We start from the raw sequence: 18528 nt of genomic DNA, 5'->3' as shown, positions 1-18528 counted from the left end.
GTGAAAATCATTTTATGAAACAAGAGGGCAGTCGATGAACAAAGTCAGGATCGGTATGATCGGCAGCGGCTATATCGGACGCTGCCACGCTATCGCCTACGCGCAGGCACCGACGGTTTTTCCGCTAAAAGGCGAAATCGTGCGGGAGATGCTGGCGGAGGTCAATCCGGCGCTGGCAGAGAAGCAGGCGGCTGCCTTTGGCTTTGCCCGCTCGACCGGCGACTGGCGCGAGCTGGTGCGCGATCCGGCGATTGACGTGGTGGATATCTGCGCGCCCAACTTCCTGCATAAAGAGATGGCGCTGGAGGCGATCCGCCACGGCAAGCATGTCTATTCGGAAAAGCCGCTCTCGCTCTCGGTGGCCGACGCCGAAGAGATGGTGCAGGCGGCCCAGGCCGCCGGGGTGAAAACCCTGGTAGGCTTCAACTACATGAAAAACCCCACCAGCCAGCTGGCGAAAGAGATTATTGCGCGCGGCGAGATTGGCGAGGTGGTCCATTTCTACGGCACCCACAACGAGGATTATCTGGCGAAGCCGGAGACGCCGCTCGACTGGCACTGCCAGAAGGCGCTGGCGGGGCTCGGCGCGCTGGGCGATCTGGCGGCGCACATCGTCAATATGGCGCACTATCTGGTCGGCGACATCGAAGAGGTGAGCGGCGACATGATGACGGTGATCAAAACGCGTCCCGACGCGAAAGATCCCAGCCGCCAGCTGCCGGTAGAGAATGAGGATCAGGCGAGCGCGCTGCTGCGCTTTCGCAACGGCGCGCACGGCGTAATTGAAACCTCACGCATCGCCTGCGGCAGTAAAATGGGGCTGACCTATGTCGTCACTGGCACCAAAGGCACGCTGCGCTACAGCCAGGAGCGCATGGCGGAGCTGGAGCTCTATCTGCATGACGAACCGGCGGGGCGTCAGGGCTTTAAAACCATCCTGACCGGTCCGGCGCATCCCGATTATGCCAACTTCTGCGTCTCGGCCGGGCATGGCATCGGTTTTAACGATCAGAAAACGGTGGAAATTCGCGACCTGATTAACGGCATCGCGGCGGGCGATCGCCTGTGGCCCGATTTTGCCGAAGGGTTGCAGGTGCAGAAGGTGCTGGAGGCCATTGCGGTCTCCGCCGCCGAGCGGCGCTGGCAGACGGTTTAGCGGCGCAGCGCGCGGCCCGTGAAGCCGCGCGCCCAAATGATCATCCTGCGGCTTTCTCCCACCACAGCTTATCCAGCGCATAGTAGCGGTCGCGTTCGCTCTCGGGCTGCTGCAAATCGCGCTTCCACGGCTTCGCCAGAATAAAGTGCAGGTTCTTCACCTCGCTCTCTTTCCACATCCGGCTGTGCTGGAAAGGCAGGGTTTTCAGCGCGTTGTAGATATAGGAGAGCGGCAGCCAGCGGCCGTGGAACGCCTCGTTCAGCAGATCCTGCTCCGAAAAGGGGTAAGCCTTTAGATCCACAATCGCGGCAACGCGCTGCGCCAGCTTTTCGAAAACTTCATTATCCGGCGTGAGCACCAGAAATCCGCCGTTGAGGTAATTATCCAGCAGAACAGGCGCAGGCTCGCCGCGATCCTGCCAGGTATAGTGGCAGTTTTCCGGCTGCCAGCTGGCGGGATAGGAGGCGATCTGATTAGGGTTGCAGCGGCAGGCGTGACAGGCGGCCAGCAGGTTGTCGCCAAGATCGAGCGTAAACAGCTCATCCATGTTTTGCAGCACCAGCATATCGGCGTCGAGGAACACCACCCGCGCGTAGTCGGTCAGCTGCCAGGCGCGCAGTTTGGTCCAGACCTCGCCGAACTGCGCCGAGGCGTAGTGCTGTTCCAGCGCGCTGTTGGGGTAGATCGGATCGACCGGCTGCACCACGCAGCCTTCTGCCTGCAGCGCTGCGCAATCCGTCTGCGAAATCGCATTGGTGGCCATCACCACCAGCGGCCAGCGCGTGCCGCTCTGCTTCAGCGAACGGTGCAGCGCCTTAACGCCCACCAGATAATCGGGCTGCGTCAGCAGCGTAACCCATGCAAACATGGTTCTCTCCCTGTAAAAGTCAGTCGAAAAGCGCGGTCAGATAATCGTTGCTGAAGCGGCGCTGTGGATCCAGCTCGCGGCACAGCGTGCGGAAGTTGTCCCAGTGCGGATACACGTCGCGCCAGACGTAGCGTCCGGCGTCATAATATTTGCCCCAGTGTGGGCGGCCGCCCTCTTCGGCCAGCAGCTTCTCTACCTCAGTCAGAAAGTGCAGGCCATCCTGCGACAGCGAACCGTCGTCGGCGTAATAGACCACAAAGCCGAAGAAGCAGGTCGGCTCGCCGTAGGCAGGGCTGAGCCAGGCTTCCGATGCGCCGGTGCAGCGCAGGATAATCGGGTAGTGCATATGTGGCCGCTCTGCGGCATACCAGCATTTGATTTTACTGATAACGGCCGGGGTGCGGGAAAGAGGAACGCCAATTTCAACGTTGATCTGCGGTACCGCAATGCCGCGGCAGAAGAGCTGGTAAATGTCGCCGGTCACGTCGGTAAAGTCGCGGAAGCGCGTCACGGTGCGGAACTGCTTGCCGCCTTTGCCGTGGATCTGCGTGTCGCGGTGCATCTGCTCAAGCGTCTGGTCGATAGTGCTGTTCAGGCTGTCGTCGCCCTGGTCGGCGTGCTTCACCACTTCGCGGCCGTTCGCCTGCCACTCGGCGGTTTCCTGCGCGCTCGCTTCGTTCGCATTCCAGACGTGCATCAGGTTATCGTCAACGAACCACCAGGCCTTGCTCAGCGCGTATTCGCTGTTCCAGCGCAGCAGATCCTGCTCAAGATTATCCGCCGACACCGCGTTTTTATGGCAGGTGTAAATGCGGAAGGGTTGAGTGCGCAGCGTAACGGCGGTGACAATGCCGAGCGCGCCGAGCGTCACCTGAGCGGCGGGAAAGTCCGGCTCGCCGCGCGTAAACTCGCGGATCGATCCGTCAGCCAGCACCATGCGAATACGCAGCGCCTCGTCCGCCAGCGAACTTTGATGCAGCCCCTGGCCGTGGGTGCCGGTGGCCATCGCGCCCGCCAGCTTCTGTACCGCAATTACGCCGGGCGAGGCGGCGAGCATGCGGTCCAGCGCGGTAAGCTGAATATAGAGATCGTTAAGCGTGGTGCCCGCACCGACGGTGACGCTCTGCTCATCCTGCGCCAGCAGGCCGGAAAGGGCGCTGATATCCACCAGCAGATCATCCTCTGCGACATTCAGCATGCGGCCCGGCGACAGGCGACTGCCCACCACGCGCACGCGGCCGTGGCTATCGCGCAGCAGCTGCTGTAATTCCGCCTCGCTGCGCGGTTGGTGTAACTGCTGGCGGCTGCCAACCCGGGCGTTTTGCGCCCAGTTCCATAGCGCATCGTCTTCGGCGCTGAGGGTGGTGTTGCGTAGAGGATAACGTTCGGCGTCTCTGCTCACGACTGCGTTCCTGTGTTGAGATCGGTTAATTGGCATTAGTTAAGCGTAGCCCATCACAGCGTTGTCGCTTCCCTTAACCCACTTTACTGATGTAGCGCAGCGTCGCCGTGACCGCCAGCTGGCGATTGCGGCTGACGCTCTCCTCTTCGCTGTTATCAGGGCTGAAAAGGGCGTTGAAGGTATAGCGGTTAGAGACGTGGTGCACGCAGATGCTGCTGATCAGGCGGTGCACATCGATGGTTTCGACCTCGCGAATAAACACGCCCTGCTGCTGGCCACGCGCCAGAATATCGTCCAGCACGTCAAGGGCGCTGCGGTTCAGTGCCTTGATGCGCGGCGACTGCGAGATATAACGACCGCGCAGCAGGTTTTCGGTGCAGACCAGCCGCATAAAGTCGGGATGAGAGACGTGGTAGTCAAAGCTCGCTTCCACCAGCTTGCTCATCGCCAGTTTCGGCTCCATCGCCGCCAGGTTCAGGCCGGTTTCATGCTGGCGGATCGCCTGATAGACCTGCTCCAGCACCTCAATATAGAGCTTCTCTTTGTTGCCGAAGTGATACACCACCATGCGCTTGGTGGTTTGCGCGTTTTCGGCGATCTGCTCCAGACGCGCGCCCTGCATGCCGAACTCGGCGAAGGTGGTCAGGGCGCCAGCGAGGATGCGTTTTTTCAGCCCTTCAGGGTCGTTTTTTCGTTTTGGTGAGGTGTCCGACATAGCGCTTAGTCACTAAGAAAATCCAGCCAGCATGGTATCACAGCCCGCGGGATCGGTCTGGCGACGCGAGCGGTTGCCTGTCTATATTCATTTCGGGAATAGTATTCTCGTAAAAATCATTATTCGGAGATAAGCAACTGCGTATACTAAGGGCGAGATCCTCAACATTATCGGCCACAGCCCAGGCCCTGAGCCGATATCATCAGAGGCTCGCGCTTTATCAAGATAAAAAAGCTGCGCATTCAATGTCGGGGTCATCCCTATCGCGCTTTTTGCGCCTTCGATCCCGAAAGCACCGGCGTGGTGCTCTGCGCAAGGGATCAAATGAGTAATTAAAAGCGCTTTTACGACCCGATGCTCCCGGTTGCCGATCAAGAATTTACGTGCTGGCTTGATAATCTTAAACACAAGGCGTTACTGGGTGGGCAGAACGTTTGAAAAGCTTATTGCAGAAAACGATGATGGCGTACGCGCGTCATACTCTTCTGGCTGCTGACCACACTAAATACACCGCTTCCGCCGCCGTAACGATCGGTAATATTGCGCCGGTAGCGGCGCTGTTCATCGACGCGCCTCCATCAGAGGAGCTGAAATCCTGGCTTGATGAGCATCAGACAGAGCGGATTGTGGCGCAGGAGGCGGTGTAGCGCTAAAGCGTCTTCACCACCATGCCAAACGCCGCCAGCAGCATAATCACGCCAGCCGAGCGAAAAAGGCGTTGCTGCGCCTTAGCGCTGGTGAGCAGGTGGCGAATTTTAAGCGCTGCGAGAATAAAAACCGCGCCAACGCTCAGCAGCACGAAAATGGTGAGGGGCACCAGCATTCCGCCCCAAATCTGTAATGAGACATTATCCAGCGAGATAACCAGAGGCAGTATCGCCAGATAAAAGGCGATGGTTTTGGGATTGCCGAGCGTGATTGTTAGCCCTGAAAGCCAGGCTGATGCCAGCTCCTGCGTTGTCGCTTTCTGGTCAATGCTGACTGCCTCAGGCTGATAGCGCCAGAACTGCCATGCCAGCACGCACAAATAGAGTGAGGCCGCCCAGTTGATCAGCGTGAATACGGATGAATAATTATGGGCGACCACCGCCAGACCAAATACCGCGATAGATAAGTAGATCAAATCACCGAGGATCAGGCCGGCAAGCATCGTAAAGCCGGTTCGGGCACCTCCGCTAACGCTGCGAGCGACCAGGGCGGTCATTCCCGGCCCCGGGATTGCCGCGGCTAAACCGAGCGCGGCGATATAAGAAATTATTTGAGCCATTCCTAACATAAGTATTCCTGTCAAAATGAGATGCGGGCAGAGAGGTTATTAAAGAGTGGGGTGGATGGATAGCGGGGTTTGCGCCACCACCGCCCGGGCAAAGACCAGATCCTGCACTGCAAGGCCCACGGACTTAAACAGGGTTCGCTGCAGCCTGAGCGAGGTCGGCTGTACATCTGAGGTAAGCCGTTCTCCTATTTCTGTCCCCCAGTATTCCTGCGGGATCAATCCTTGCTGTTTTGCCTCCAGCAGACAGGTAGAGGCGTGCCAGACCGCCTCGCGGTCGTCAACGTAGAGTGCTACCGTCGCATAGATGTCGCTGTCGATTTCCTGAAAACCGGGAGCAGATGCCCCTACGGCATTGATATGGCACTGAGCTGGCAGGTCTCTGCAATGGAGAAACGGCACCTTTGCAGCCGTCACCGTACAGATGATATCCGCCTCTGCCACCGCCTGAGCTGGCGTCATCGCCACGGTGGCGGACAGTCCCAGCTGTTGTTGACACCATTCCGCAAAAACAGACGCGCGTGCTTCACTTCTTCCCCAGACAGAAATATGCTGCAGCGGACGGATTTCCATCATCATTTGCGCATGTTTTCTGGCTTGAACGCCGGTGCCCAGTATAGCCAGACGGGTGGCACCAGGCGGTGCCAATATATCCGTAGCCAGCGCAGAAGCTGCAGCGGTGCGTAATTCCGTCACTGAGGCGGCGTCAACAACAACAAGGTCGCCCTTTTCCGACGCATCATAGAGCAGAATACACCCCTCGTGGGACGTAGACTGCGCGTGGCGGCTGAAATCGACCTTAACGGTTTTGAGGCCAAACCCAGCATAGGGCCCTTCTTCAATACAGGCGGGCATCGTACCCATCAGGCTGCCTTGTTCAGAGGCAATAACGCTGCGCAACGTCTGTTTCACTTTACCCTGGCTGAGCAGTGCAAAAGCGTCCCGGCTCAGTTGCAGGCACGCTGAGGGCGATAAAACCTGCTCCACCTGCTTTCGACTAATGAATTGCATGGAGAGTGTCCGTTATCAGGGTGTCGCCTCAGGGTGAAACTGAGGCTCGATCTGGGTATGGGCAATGCTGTTGAGCAGCGTTGACATGGTTTTTTGGGAAACCCCCAGGATAACGTCCAGCATATTTTGCCGGCTATATCCTGCCGCCAGCATCGCCTCTACCGCGCTTTCGGGGATCTGGCCCTGGGCCAAAACGACCTGACGCGTAAAGCAATAAAGCGCGGCCAGCCTGACTGGCAGGGCCTCAGGCTGGTGAGCAAGCGTATCCAGAATCGCTGGCGAAACCCCTTTATGCTGTGCGATCCAGCTATGCGCCTGAACCGTATAGGCGCACTAGTTAAGGATGCCCGTGGTAATCCACACAATGGTGCGCTCTTCTTCGTTCAGCGAACAGTGCGAGAAGGCGTCATGGGCAAACTGGTAAGATGCCAGCAGAGCGGGTGACTCTGCCATGTAGGCGCTTTGCCATGGAATCCAGCCAAAACCGTCAATCGAACTTTGCAGCAGAGGGCGACTCGCCGCAGGCGCGCTGTCGAGCGTGTGCATTTTTAATCTTGTCATTGTCTTATCCTTTTCAAATATGGGAGGCAAACACAGACCAGAGCATATGTTTCGGACGCGTTCGTGAAATAAAGTTGAGCTTATGGATGCCGGCGGCAATTTCAGTGGTTAACGCGACATCGACCTCACCGGATATCACCGCCTGTGCGGCCGCACTGGTGGAGGGCATCTCAATTACCTGAGCAATACGCAGTCCATCAGGAAGCAACTCCTCAATTAATGGAACCGGTGCTGGATGAGAAGCGATATATAATGGTCGATCGGGCAATTTTTTGTTTGTCACCAGACCATAAAGCGGCGTGTTATAAAGAAAGGTAGCCAGCAGTTTCAGACGCGTATCCATATAAAAATCGTTAATCTTCGGATAGGCATTGGCAACAATAAGCAGTCCTTTTTCATGTTTGATGTTATTTCTTGCTAACTCATAAGAGTCATTAAGATGAATGTCATGATGGCTGTTGGCGTAATTATCACTCATCCAGCGATAAAAAAACTGAGAGGCATATTCACTGCTGGTACCCGAAGGACCTAAAGTATAAACCGGACAGTTAACAGCATGACTTAAGCCCATATCCATAAAATGATAGCGCATGGTTTCACCTAACAGGGTTGTTCAACAGACAGGCATTAGCCAGTGATTAAATGCGTCTAATTCTCCACGCACCGACTGTTCGTAAAGGCCTTTAATAGTCATCGCGATACTCTGTGTATCCATACTATTAAGCTTTCGGTGGTCAATCTGACTCACTGGTGATATTTCGACGCCTGTGCCCGTTAAAAAACATTCATCTGCGGTCAACAGTTCAGACGGTAAGATGTCTCTTTCTTCGACTTGCAGTTTCAGGCAGGTGGCGGCCAGTGTAATCACCGTGTCACGCGTAATCCCTTCCAGAATCTGTGCCGTCACCGGGGGGGTGATTAGCCTGCCGTTTTTAACAATAAAAACGTTAGAGGTGGTCGCTTCGGTAACATAACCCTGCTGATTGAGCATAATGGCGTCGTTATAGCCGCCACGCTGAGCTGTTTCCATTGCAAGTGCAGAGTTTACATAACTTCCGGTAATTTTAGCGCGTGCGGGAATGGCGTTATCGGAAACGCGACGCCAGCTGGAAATGGTGCATGCAAGACCATCCTGTTTTACATAGGCGCGCATATTAAGCGTGTTGATCGATAATCCGGTACTGATGCCAGAGAGTTTTACGCCGAAACCACTGCCAGGCAAAAGATGACGTTTATAAGCAATAGGGCGAATGTAGCAGTCGCTACTGGCATCATTTCGCTTTAGCAAGGACAAGATGACTTCCTTCAGCGCCTGACGATCGGGCAGATCATCGATTAACAGTAGTGATGCCGACTGACGCAGTCGGTCAATATGTTCGTCTAAGCGGAAAACCGTTAGCTTTCCATCAGAAAAATGTGTGTAACCACGAATGCCTTCGAACACTGCGGTGCCGTAATTAAATGCCTGCGTCGTGACAGGTAATAGCGCCGCATTTGCCTCAACAAACGTGCCATTGAGGTAGCTCCAGGGGTGGTGAATGGGGCCCGCTTCACTGATTTTATTGGGGGACGTATCGTTCATTATTTAAAACCCCGGTTGATCAGGGCAAGCGCCGCTTCACGATCGCTGTTATCTGCCGCAGGTCGCAAATCGTGGATGCGCGCTGCCTTCCAGCTCACCATCGCTGAGGTTGCGGTTACGCTACTCGTTTCGCCCTTAACGAGGTTGACCTTAATGCCCGCAATGCGCTGTTCGACATGTGCTTTCACCTCTTTTAGCACCTGGGAGACATCAGATGTCTTATCAAACATCTCAACGGTGATATTAAGCACGTCAACATCATCGCTTCTGTCGATTTGAATCGCGTAGTCCAGGCAACCGTTGAGCCGTTCAAGAAGCGCGGCTTCTAAATCCCAGGCGCAGTAAGCGGCGCCATTAAGCGTCAGAACATCCCGCACGCGACCGACAGGCACAATTTTTTGGGTGCCATCTGGCATATAAGTCGACCGCACCATATCACCGGTACGATAACGAACAAGCGGCTTCTGTCCCTTATAGAGATGGGTAATGACCAGTTCACCAGTCACCTGCCCCAGCGTAACGTCATAGCCTTTGCCACTGACGGGATCGATGAGCTCGTAGTAGTTGTTCAGCGGGATGGTGTAAAGGTGACTGTCCGCCGCGCAGACGGCAAGAATAGAGGACTCCTGAGAGGCATACATACAGCTATAGACCTGTGCCCCCCAGACCTCACCAATGTTTCTTAACAGCGACGGCGTGGTTAATTCACCCACCGTCAGGATCAGCTTCACGCTCGTAGCGGAGGGTTTTTCTCCAGAAGCTTGAATAAAACGCGCCACGGCAATAGCCACCGCTGGCGTACAGACCAGTGCGGTTATCTGCAATTCATTGATCAATGCCATAACGCGTTTCATGCCCACCACGGGCGAACGCGGCCACATTTTTACCACGCTGTAACCGAGGCTGCGAAAAACATCTTCAAAGGTATCGCCGGTGGAATGAAGCTCAGTTGGACCCATGACCCCCACAATGTGATTTGAACCAAACTGCTCAAACAGAGTGCGATAATGAATAATAAGAGGGGTATTATTATGAATGGAATCCGTTTCATTACGAGGGCAGGGAGTGGGTTTGCCGGTTGTACCCGTAGTTTCGTAATAAATCCAGCTCTGGTGAAGAGGGGCAGAGGCGAGCGATTTGCCATTATTCCTCAGGTCATCTTTGGTGGTAAAAGGAAGCGCGTTAATCCCATCGGTGGTCAGTGCCTCTAAATCAGCGTAGGTCAGGCCTTTTAAATGTTCACGATAGAATGGAGAGTTTTCGCTGGCATATTTGACGACCTCACGCAGTTGGTTATTCTGGTGAATAGAGAGCTGTTCTGTGCTGAATTTTCCTGCATTAAAGTCACGGTGTTGATGATAGATATTTTTGGCCTGTTCAATTATTTTTTCTTTGAAAATAGCATGCATATTGTCATCCTTAGCCAGGTAAAGTCGTTATGCGTGCAGCACAATAATCAGCAGTCTGTTGCTGCTAGTGTATTTTTATCTTTAGTGCTTTATTTATAGAGTGGGAGATTTCCGGTCAGCTTGGTTATTTTCTTTTTTGGACCAATGATGCCAATTGCTACCAGCTCGATATTTTCACTCTTTACCGAGGAAATTTTTTCACCATATTCGTCATAGGTTTTGCACGACTGTGCCAGGGCGCTAAACGGCATCACGTAAATCTCCTTGTCGCTTTCCGCGCTCACCTGTATTTCACGCAAAGAGTGACCTGATGCCAGCAAAACGGGAAGCGGTGAGTAAATCACACCAGGAAAATTAATATCGTCCAGGCTTTGCATATCAGGTCCAACAAGATTTTCAACGGTACGGCCGAAACTAATTCCTATAACGCTCGCGGCATTCATAGCCTGGCCTGCGGGGAGATCTTTATCAATAATAATCGTACAGCGATGTTGACTTGCATCAAATTTCATTATTTATCCTCAATAGCACAGGGATTATTTCAGCCGGAAACGGGAAGCTCATCTAGCATCGAGAGCAAACCACTGTTCAGTGTGAAATCACTGGGAAGCTCTATATCAACAACTTTCCAGTCCGCGATATATTTCCATTTCGCTACCCCGTTCTGATGATCGGGGTGGATAATATAGGCATTCAGATCCGATCGGCTTTCAAACAGGCCAATCACCACGAAATCCGCTGCAATATCCCGCTTAGTGGTATTTCTGCCGCAGCTCCATCCTTTAATTTCATCAATGTGATGAGGGTGAGCACGCGTGGCTCTTTCAGCATCTATGGCTTCCAGAGATGACCAGTTCCATGGGTTCCTTAACGTAAACATGACGATGTGCATTAACATAGGGTCAGTTTTGTCCTTGCGTTGCTGCCTAATATCATTAGAAAAGTGAATGTATTATGCATGGGCAAAAGAGGAAATTGTTGCCTATATCATTTACGTAACGCGGACTATCAGGTAAAAATAACCCTTTATCTCTTTTAATGAGAAAGGAATTTCCCTCTATGGCACTCAGCCTGACAGATATGAAGATCCTGAAAATTTTACAGGACGATGCGCGCGTTACGAATCAGGAACTGGCAGAGAAGATAAACCTTTCAGCGTCTCCCTGCTGGCGTAAAGTACGCAAGCTTGAGGAAGATGAAGTGATTCAGGGCTACCGCGCCGTTCTTGATCGTAAAAAAATCGGGCTGGGTGTGATGGTTTTTGTTCGTGTTGCCATCGACAGCCATAGTGAAGCGGAGGCGAGAAAGTTTGAAGAAGAGGTCACCGCGCTGGAGGATGTTGTGGCCTGCTATAGCATCGGGGGAGACGCCGATTTCCTGCTGCAGGTTGTGGCATCGGATCTCGACTCCTATGCTGATTTCGCCATGTCAGTGGTACGCCGACTGCCGGGAATCAAGGAGATGCAGAGTATGTTTGTGCTTAAAGAGATCAAGCCTCTCGTGACTTATCCCATAAAGAAGACAGCGGAGTAGACTGTAAGCTGCAGGGATAAGGCTGCGACCTCACGCTTATCAAACCTACCAGACGAACAAAAGCCCGCTCAGGTTTCCCTGAGCGGGCTTTTTAAATTTGGCTCCTCTGACTGGACTCGAACCAGTGACATACGGATTAACAGTCCGCCGTTCTACCGACTGAACTACAGAGGAATCGTTGGAACGGGGCGAATATTAACGACGCCGTTCTGGCTTGTCAAAGCGCGATTTCACTTTTTTCAACTGAACGCTCGCAAAAGCAGCGGATTGCCGCTTTTTCAACAGATTCGGCGAGATTTCAAACTGCTGACAAGATCTCAATTTATACGCATTTCCCGCTGGATGTTAGATGCATGTCAAAGTTTTGTTATTTGCTGATGTTAAAACAACTGTTTCAGTGCTTTTATGATGAAAATTTCAAAAACATATTTAATGGAATAAATAAACTGCTTATTGTCACCCGCGTAATCAGTCAGGAAAAATGGAACGGAATTTCAAAATTATCTTTATTAGAAACAAGTGATTGTAAAAAGGAGGGGTAGGTCACAAAAAAGCGTCAAAACCCAGATTTCACCCCTGTAAGCAGAACTGAGTCCGCCATCGACGTTGAGTGAATGTAAAAAATATTTTTCATTCTCAGCCTCAGCGACGTCGGCAAGTTAACGACAATAAGGGTTACTCATGAACATCAAAAAAACGCTCGCTGTCACACTGTTAGCCTGCATGTTGCCCGCTGCTGCGATGGCAAAAGACCTCTCCGTCGGTGTATCAATGGCCTTGTTCGACGACAACTTCCTCACCATTCTGCGCACTGCAATGCAGAAAGAGATGCAGAAAGAGGGTGTTCAGGGGCAGATGGAAGACGCGAAAGGCGATGTCTCGCAGCAGCTGCAGCAGGTGCAAAACTTTATCGGTCAGGGCGTTGACGCCATCATCGTCAATCCGGTGGATACCAACGCGGTTAAACCCATCATGGATCAGGCCACCAAAGCGGGCATCCCGCTGATCTTCGTTAACCGCCGTCCCCAGGCGGAGCTAACTGACAAAATGGCTTATGTAGGATCCGATTCTGAACTGGCGGGTCGTCTGCAAATGGAAGCGCTGGCGAAGGCGATGAACGGCAAAGGCAACGTTGCCATTCTGATGGGCGATCTCGCTAACGAAGCCACGCGTGACCGCACCAAAGGCGTTGAAGCGGTGGTCGCGAAATACCCTGGCATCAAAGTAGTACAGAAGCAGACCGCCAAATTTATGCGTAATGATGCGGTCGATGTGGTGAGTAACTGGCTGACCGCAGGCGACGATATCCAGGCCATTGCCTCCAACAACGATGAGATGGCGATTGGGGCACTCCAGGCGCTGGGTAAAAACCCTAACCACATTCTGATTGCTGGCGTGGATGGTACGCCTGACGCGCTGCAGATGCTCAAGAACGGCAAGATGGTTGCGACGGTGTTCCAGGACGCTCGCGGCCAGGGTGAAGGCGCCGTTCAGACAGCCGTCAAGCTGGCGAAGGGTGAAAAAGTGCAAAAAATCATCGATATTCCTTATCAGCTGATCACCAAAGACAATATGCAGCAGTTCGTGAACCGTAATCAGAAATAACCGATCCCGACTCAGCCGTACGGAGGTGATGTATGACCGCTTTTGCGCTTGAAGCCGAAGGCATCAGCAAGTTCTTTCCCGGTGTAAAGGCACTCGATAACGTTTCGCTGCGCGTGCGTCCGGGATCGGTTCATGCCTTGATGGGCGAAAATGGCGCGGGCAAATCCACTTTAATGAAGTGCCTGATCGGGATGTACCGTCCCGATCGGGGCACCATCCGCATTAAAGGGGAGCCGGTGCAGTTTCAGGACACCATGGACGCCTTGCGTTCCGGCATTTCCATGATCCACCAGGAGCTTAATCTGGTGCCCTACATGACCGTCGCCGAGAATATCTGGCTGGGACGGGAGCCGATGAAGTACGGCTTTGTCGATCACGGCAAGCTTAACCAGCAGACGCAGACGCTGCTCAACCAGCTTAACATTCGCCTGAAGGCAGACCGGCTGGTGGGCGATCTGAGCATCGCCGCGCAGCAGATGGTGGAGATCGCCAAAGCGGTCTCCTGGAACGCCGACGTCGTGATTATGGATGAGCCCACCTCCGCCCTGACCGAAAGCGAAGTAGCGCATCTCTTCACTATCATTCGCGACCTGCGCGCCCAGGGCAAAGCCATCATCTACATCAGCCACAAAATGGACGAAATCTTCGCCATTACCGATGAAATCAGCATTTTCCGCGACGGCAGCTGGGTCGGCAGCAACCACACCGCGCAGTTTACCCGTCAGTCGCTCATCACCCAGATGGTGGGACGCGAGCTGACCCAGCTCTTTCCCAAATTCAACAACGCCATTGGCGAAGAGGTGCTGACGGTCCGCGGCCTCACCAGTAAAGATCGCTTCCAGGACGTCAGCTTCAGCCTGCGGCGCGGTGAAATTCTCGGCGTTGCCGGCCTGGTGGGCGCGGGGCGCAGCGAAGTCATGGAGAGTTTATTCGGCATGGAAAGCGTCGACAGCGGTGAAGTGCTGATCGACGGCGTGCCGGTCACTATCGATTCGCCTTCCACAGCGATTGAAAAGGGCATGGCGTTTTTAACGGAGGATCGCAAAAAATCGGGGCTATTTCTCGTGCTGTCGGTGATGGAGAACATGAGCATCGTCAACATGCCCGAGTACAGCGGCAAAAGCGGCTTCGTCAGCCACGTCAAGATGGCGCAGGACTGTATGGAGCAAATCCAGCGGCTGAATATCAAAACGCCGACCATGGATCAGATCATCAACAACCTGAGCGGCGGCAACCAGCAGAAGGTGCTGATTGCCCGCTGGCTGCTGGCGCAGCCCAAAATTCTTATCCTCGACGAGCCGACGCGCGGTATTGACGTCGGCGCGAAAGCGGAAATTTACCGTTTGATCTCTGAGCTGGCCAACCGCGGCGTGGCCATCATCATGGTGTCGTCAGAACTGCCGGAAATTCTCGGCATGAGCGACCGCGTGATGGTGATGCATCAGGGGCGGATTACCGGCATCCTCGATAAAGAAGAGGCCGACCAGGAAACCATTTTGTCGCTGGCATCCGAGTGAGGCGCGAGACACCTATGAGCAATATTAAAGCAACAGCTACGCCAACAGCTGAACATTCATCCTTCTTCGGCAATCTGCGGCATAAACTGCCTAAAGATACCGGCATCTTTATCGTGATGGTCGGCATTGCGCTGATCTTTGAAATCGCCGGCTGGTATGTGCGCGATCAGTCGTTTCTGATGAACACTAACCGGCTGATCCTGATCCTGCTCCAGGTGGCCATTATCGGCGTGATCGCCGTCGGGGTCACGCAGGTAATCATCACCACCGGTATCGACCTCTCGTCAGGGTCGGTGATCGCGCTGACGGCCGTGGTCGCGGCCAGCCTCGCGCAAACCTCCGACAGCCTGTCGCCGATGTTTCCGGCGCTGGTAGATATGCCCGCCGTGGTGCCCGTCGCCGCTGGGATCGGGGTCGGTCTGCTCTGCGGCCTGGTCAACGGTGTACTTATTACCCGCACCGGCATTCCGCCGTTTATTGCGACACTGGGTATGATGGTGTCGGCGCGCGGTCTGGCGCAGTACTACACGCAGGGCAACCCGATCAGCTTTCTCTCTGACGGCTTTACCTCCGTCGGTCAGGGGGCAATGCCAGTCATTATCTTCCTGGCTGTGGCGCTGGTGTTTCATATCGCCCTGAAGCATACCCGCTACGGTAAATACGTTTATGCCATCGGCGGCAATATGACCTCGGCCAAAGTCTCCGGCATTAACGTGAACAAGTATCTGGTGATCGTCTATACCATCGCCGGTGCGCTTTCAGGCCTGGCAGGTGTGGTGCTGGCGGCGCGCGTCAGCAGCGGCCAGTCGAGCATGGGGATGTCCTATGAGCTGGACGCCATCGCCGCGGCGGTAATCGGCGGCAGCAGCCTGATGGGCGGCGTCGGGCGTATTACCGGCACGCTGATTGGCGCGGTCATTCTGGGCCTGATCAAAAGCGGATTTACCTTCGTCGGCGTCGACGCCTACGTTCAGGACATTATCAAAGGGATCATTATCGTGGCGGCCGTCGCTATCGATATGCATCGCAACCGCAAAAAACGCTGATTTCTCCCGCTACAGGCCTGCTTGCGCTGAAATCGCGCGCAGGCCTTTTTCTTTCTGAATAAGTTTTCCTGCTGGATACACCCCATTTGCCCGCTTTCCGCCGCGTTATCGCCTCGGTTTTGCTTCGGGTCATCACTTTTATGCACGTCTGGCTCGCAGGGGCTGCACCAGCAGAGTGCAACCGCGGGGCGCCTTTATAGCGACGCACCATTCCCGCTGCTTATTAACTCTTTCCAGGTAATCAGAAAGGCTTATTTTTCGCGTTGTTAGGAATTTTCTGCAGCAGCCTGATCGCGCCTCAAGAAAAAGTGGCCTGCTAATTGCAATTTGTTCTGTAGCAGGCGGCCAGCAGGCCACAAGAACAGATGTTATTGGCATTCGGGGAATGTGACGGAGGCAAGATGAACTTAAGACGACTGAAATACTTTGTGAAAATCGTCGATATTGGCAGTTTGACGCAGGCGGCTGAAGTGCTGCACATTGCGCAACCTGCGCTCAGTCAACAGGTCGCTACGCTGGAGAACGAGCTGGATCAGCAGCTGCTGATTCGCACCAAGCGCGGCGTGACGCCGACCGAAGCCGGTAAAATCCTCTATGCACATGCGCGTACCATTTTGCGGCAGTGCGAACAGGCGCAGACGGCGGTGATCAATGCCGGGCAGATGCTGAGTGGTCAGGTCTCCATCGGCATGGCGCCAGGCACGGCGGCCTCTTCGCTGACCATGCCGCTGCTGCAAACGGTGCGCGAACAGCATCCGGAGATTCTGGTTTATCTGCATGAAAACAGCGGCAGTATGCTTAATGAAAAGGTGATGAACGGCCAGCTTGATATGGCCGTGCTTTACGATCGCGCGCCGACGGCGGGCATCACCAGTCTGCCGCTGATGAAAGAGGAGCTTTATCTGGTCGGCGCCACCGACTGCCCCGGCGGATCGGTAGATTTAGCTGAGGTGGCGCAGATGAGCCTGTTTTTGCCGCGCGACTACAGCGCGGTGCGCAAGCGGGTAGACGAAGCCTTTTCGCTGCGTCGTCTCAGCGCGCGCATTATCGGCGAGATCGAGTCGCTCTCGATGCTGACCGCCGCCGTCGCCAGCGGTACGGGCGTCACGGTGCTGCCGGAATCTGCCGCGCGTGCACTGGTGAGCTCAACTCAGGCCTGGATGGCGCGCATCAACAGTCCGGCGCTTAATCTGCCGCTGTCGCTGAACGTGTCGGCGCGCCTGCCGCTCTCACCCTCTGCGCAGGCGGTAAAAGATATTTTGCTGTCGCTGCTGAATAAACCGATGGCAGAAGAGCGGCCGCTGCTGCTGGTCAGTTAAGGGGTGCTGGCGGTCCTGCGGGGCCGCTTTTGCGCCTTCATACAGGTTATCAGGCAGTGACCGACCTATTTATATAGCAGTTAACCGCCTTAACCGGTTGCTCGCTCATTCCATGAGTCGGTGAAAAGAATATTCCCGTCGCAATGCTTCCAGGTGATTTTCTCGTAGCGTAACAGACCCTTTCAAGGTGCGTCCCTGTCTGCGCGCCGGGATAGAGGTCAGCTTTACGCCTTCAAGAATAATATTGAAATATTCCTGCTCTATACCCGCCTCATTAATCTGGTACATTTTTATTATAGCGGACCTGAGCGTTTTACCCGTGCTTAGCGCGCGAAAAAGCAGCGGCGTCACGCGATCAAATTCTTTCTGAAACATAATGGGCATATGAACGCGCGTTCCCGTTAATCTGCCGGTATTGCCATTTACAGGAATATTAACATTGTGGGTAAATGATTTTAGCTTGATGGCGCCTTCACGGCCTGACACAAGCGACGGCCCCCTCATCGGCGAGCCATTTTCATCTGTTAGCCACAGGTAAGCTGGATTAGACATAAAATTCCCTTTTCAAGTGATTATTTATCGTATTTATCAAACCGTCCAAATAAAACTGGATGAATGACAATAAAGACAATTATCGATATTAGCGTCAGTATGTGCCAATAGTCTGGGAAGAGATAAAGGAACAGAGATGCCCATGCAACTATCCAGACAGGAAATAAAATCTCAGTAAAAAGTATCGATAATAAGCTTTTAAACATGAAAGGCTTCCTTTATAAAGCTGTAAAACCCATCAAAGTCATGATGAAATTGCAATTGATGTTTTGTGATCAGCGTGGAAAGCACAGGTTCAATAAAGTAATACAGCATCTCAACTTCAGCCTGATAGAGTACTGCATAATATTCGGCATCAAGGGCCTTGAGCCGACGGGCGGCAAGGGCGCATTTTTGCTCGGTGCCAAAAAGCTGAAATGCCATAACAATGGTTGGTATTCGTCGCGACAGGCGTTTGATAGCGGTCTGCGATACAATATCAGACGCAGCGAGCGACTGAGCAAGCGTCAGAGATAAGGCAAGACGGGTAGCTCTGCCTGTCGGTATGGAGGTGGCAGCTTCGGTAATTTTTGCATTGGCATGTCGAATGCGATTTGTTTTATTTCCGGCACTGCAGTCGTCAATGATCATTTCAAAATAAAGCTTAAACATATGAGCAATCACATCACGACGGCGAAAAACAGACAAAATCGAGCAGAGCATTCTTTTTTCTTCTGAAATCAATCCACCACAAACATCGTGACAGGCCGGAATCAGGCACGACGCATACCAGCTAGCCCGCTCCACGCCAGAGTAAATATCAGAGCCTATTCCCTTCATTGCCTTCCAGGTGGAGGTCACGCCCTGTTGCGCATAAAGCGCCAGCAGCCTGTCGCTTTGGAACTTCATCTTTAAAACATCTGCAGCCTGCATAAGTATCCCTACTTTTTGTAATGTTATCAGGGTGTGCGTTGAAGCCTCTCCGCTTCAAGCCGCTCTG

The 18528-nt window shown here is 53.7% G+C and carries 17 protein-coding genes, 1 tRNA gene and 3 pseudogenes; 7 read left to right on the top strand and 14 right to left on the bottom strand.

Annotation, left to right across the window (positions count from 1 at the left end; translation table 11 throughout):
- Nucleotides 1-34: 34 nt before the first annotated feature.
- Nucleotides 35-1156: a Gfo/Idh/MocA family protein gene (locus Q9R34_RS07995; protein WP_485893043.1), complete on the top strand. Its 1122-nt coding sequence runs from the start codon at nt 35-37 to the stop codon at nt 1154-1156.
- A 40-nt stretch (nt 1157-1196) separates the two neighbouring features.
- On the opposite strand, the gene Q9R34_RS07990 is transcribed toward Q9R34_RS07995, so the two are convergent.
- The 3 genes from Q9R34_RS07990 to Q9R34_RS07980 form a co-directional block, all read right to left on the bottom strand.
- Nucleotides 1197-2024 carry a glycosyltransferase family 8 protein gene (locus Q9R34_RS07990; protein WP_485893042.1) on the bottom strand — a complete coding sequence of 276 codons (828 nt, stop codon included), beginning with the start codon at nt 2022-2024 and terminating at the stop codon, nt 1197-1199.
- Between the two features lie 19 nt (nt 2025-2043).
- Nucleotides 2044-3426: a D-arabinono-1,4-lactone oxidase gene (locus tag Q9R34_RS07985; protein WP_485893041.1), complete on the bottom strand. Its 1383-nt coding sequence runs from the start codon at nt 3424-3426 to the stop codon at nt 2044-2046.
- Between the two features lie 73 nt (nt 3427-3499).
- Nucleotides 3500-4141, bottom strand: coding sequence for a TetR/AcrR family transcriptional regulator (locus Q9R34_RS07980; RefSeq protein ID WP_485893040.1), 642 nt, complete (start codon nt 4139-4141; stop codon nt 3500-3502).
- A gap of 452 nt (nt 4142-4593) precedes the next feature.
- Here Q9R34_RS07980 and Q9R34_RS07975 point away from each other — a divergent pair.
- Nucleotides 4594-4788: pseudogene (locus Q9R34_RS07975) on the top strand (DeoR family transcriptional regulator); the annotation flags it as partial.
- A 2-nt stretch (nt 4789-4790) separates the two neighbouring features.
- On the opposite strand, the gene Q9R34_RS07970 reads toward Q9R34_RS07975, so the two are convergent.
- The 8 genes and pseudogenes from Q9R34_RS07970 to Q9R34_RS07935 form a co-directional block, all read right to left on the bottom strand.
- Nucleotides 4791-5417, bottom strand: a complete 627-nt coding sequence (locus Q9R34_RS07970; protein ID WP_485893039.1) for a LysE family translocator — start codon at nt 5415-5417, stop codon at nt 4791-4793.
- Between the two features lie 39 nt (nt 5418-5456).
- Nucleotides 5457-6425 carry an ornithine cyclodeaminase family protein gene (locus Q9R34_RS07965; protein WP_485893038.1) on the bottom strand — a complete coding sequence of 323 codons (969 nt, stop codon included), beginning with the start codon at nt 6423-6425 and terminating at the stop codon, nt 5457-5459.
- A 15-nt stretch (nt 6426-6440) separates the two neighbouring features.
- Nucleotides 6441-6986, bottom strand: a pseudogene (locus tag Q9R34_RS07960) (carboxymuconolactone decarboxylase family protein).
- Nucleotides 6987-6999: 13 nt separating this feature from the next.
- Complete coding sequence (locus tag Q9R34_RS07955; protein WP_485893037.1) at nt 7000-7578, bottom strand: bacilysin biosynthesis protein BacA; 579 nt, start codon at nt 7576-7578, stop codon at nt 7000-7002.
- Between the two features lie 21 nt (nt 7579-7599).
- The gene (locus Q9R34_RS07950; protein ID WP_485893036.1) at nt 7600-8568 is read right to left on the bottom strand and encodes a branched-chain amino acid transaminase; all 969 of its coding nucleotides are present in this window, start codon (nt 8566-8568) and stop codon (nt 7600-7602) included.
- Complete coding sequence (locus tag Q9R34_RS07945; RefSeq protein ID WP_485893035.1) at nt 8568-9977, bottom strand: phenylacetate--CoA ligase family protein; 1410 nt, start codon at nt 9975-9977, stop codon at nt 8568-8570. Before Q9R34_RS07945 ends, Q9R34_RS07950 begins: the two co-directional genes overlap by 1 nt.
- An 89-nt stretch (nt 9978-10066) precedes the next feature.
- Complete coding sequence (locus tag Q9R34_RS07940; RefSeq protein WP_485893034.1) at nt 10067-10489, bottom strand: DUF2000 domain-containing protein; 423 nt, start codon at nt 10487-10489, stop codon at nt 10067-10069.
- 29 nt (nt 10490-10518) lie between these two features.
- Nucleotides 10519-10875, bottom strand: a complete 357-nt coding sequence (locus Q9R34_RS07935) for a Dabb family protein (RefSeq protein ID WP_485893033.1) — start codon at nt 10873-10875, stop codon at nt 10519-10521.
- Between the two features lie 161 nt (nt 10876-11036).
- Between Q9R34_RS07935 and Q9R34_RS07930 the strand changes: the two genes are divergently transcribed.
- Nucleotides 11037-11510: an Lrp/AsnC family transcriptional regulator gene (locus Q9R34_RS07930; RefSeq protein ID WP_103796846.1), complete on the top strand. Its 474-nt coding sequence runs from the start codon at nt 11037-11039 to the stop codon at nt 11508-11510.
- 98 nt (nt 11511-11608) lie between these two features.
- Here Q9R34_RS07930 and Q9R34_RS07925 read toward each other — a convergent pair.
- Nucleotides 11609-11684 (bottom strand) — tRNA-Asn (locus tag Q9R34_RS07925).
- A gap of 507 nt (nt 11685-12191) precedes the next feature.
- On the opposite strand from Q9R34_RS07925, the gene Q9R34_RS07920 reads away from it, so the two are divergent.
- The 4 genes from Q9R34_RS07920 (at nt 12192) to nac (ending at nt 16997) form a co-directional block, all read left to right on the top strand.
- Nucleotides 12192-13115 (top strand): sugar ABC transporter substrate-binding protein, encoded by a 924-nt coding sequence (locus Q9R34_RS07920; RefSeq protein WP_434122972.1) that lies wholly within the window; start codon nt 12192-12194, stop codon nt 13113-13115.
- Between the two features lie 32 nt (nt 13116-13147).
- Nucleotides 13148-14632 (top strand): sugar ABC transporter ATP-binding protein, encoded by a 1485-nt coding sequence (locus tag Q9R34_RS07915; RefSeq protein WP_434122974.1) that lies wholly within the window; start codon nt 13148-13150, stop codon nt 14630-14632.
- A gap of 23 nt (nt 14633-14655) precedes the next feature.
- Entirely contained in the window at nt 14656-15678 is a 1023-nt protein-coding gene (locus Q9R34_RS07910; protein WP_434123322.1) for an ABC transporter permease, read from the top strand.
- 401 nt (nt 15679-16079) lie between these two features.
- On the top strand, nt 16080-16997 hold the full coding sequence (gene nac / locus Q9R34_RS07905) for a nitrogen assimilation transcriptional regulator NAC (RefSeq protein ID WP_434122976.1): 918 nt from the start codon (nt 16080-16082) through the stop codon (nt 16995-16997).
- Between the two features lie 89 nt (nt 16998-17086).
- Here nac and Q9R34_RS07900 read toward each other — a convergent pair.
- Nucleotides 17087-17549, bottom strand: a pseudogene (locus tag Q9R34_RS07900) (Hcp family type VI secretion system effector).
- Nucleotides 17550-17747: 198 nt separating this feature from the next.
- Nucleotides 17748-18461 carry a hypothetical protein gene (locus Q9R34_RS07895; RefSeq protein ID WP_485893032.1) on the bottom strand — a complete coding sequence of 238 codons (714 nt, stop codon included), beginning with the start codon at nt 18459-18461 and terminating at the stop codon, nt 17748-17750.
- Nucleotides 18462-18528: the final 67 nt, after the last annotated feature.

The sequence above is a fragment of the Enterobacter sp. BRE11 genome, assembly GCF_031844285.1.
In the GTDB taxonomy this organism is placed as follows: Bacteria; Pseudomonadota; Gammaproteobacteria; order Enterobacterales; family Enterobacteriaceae; genus Pantoea.
This window is presented reverse-complemented; position numbering and strand designations above follow the sequence as displayed.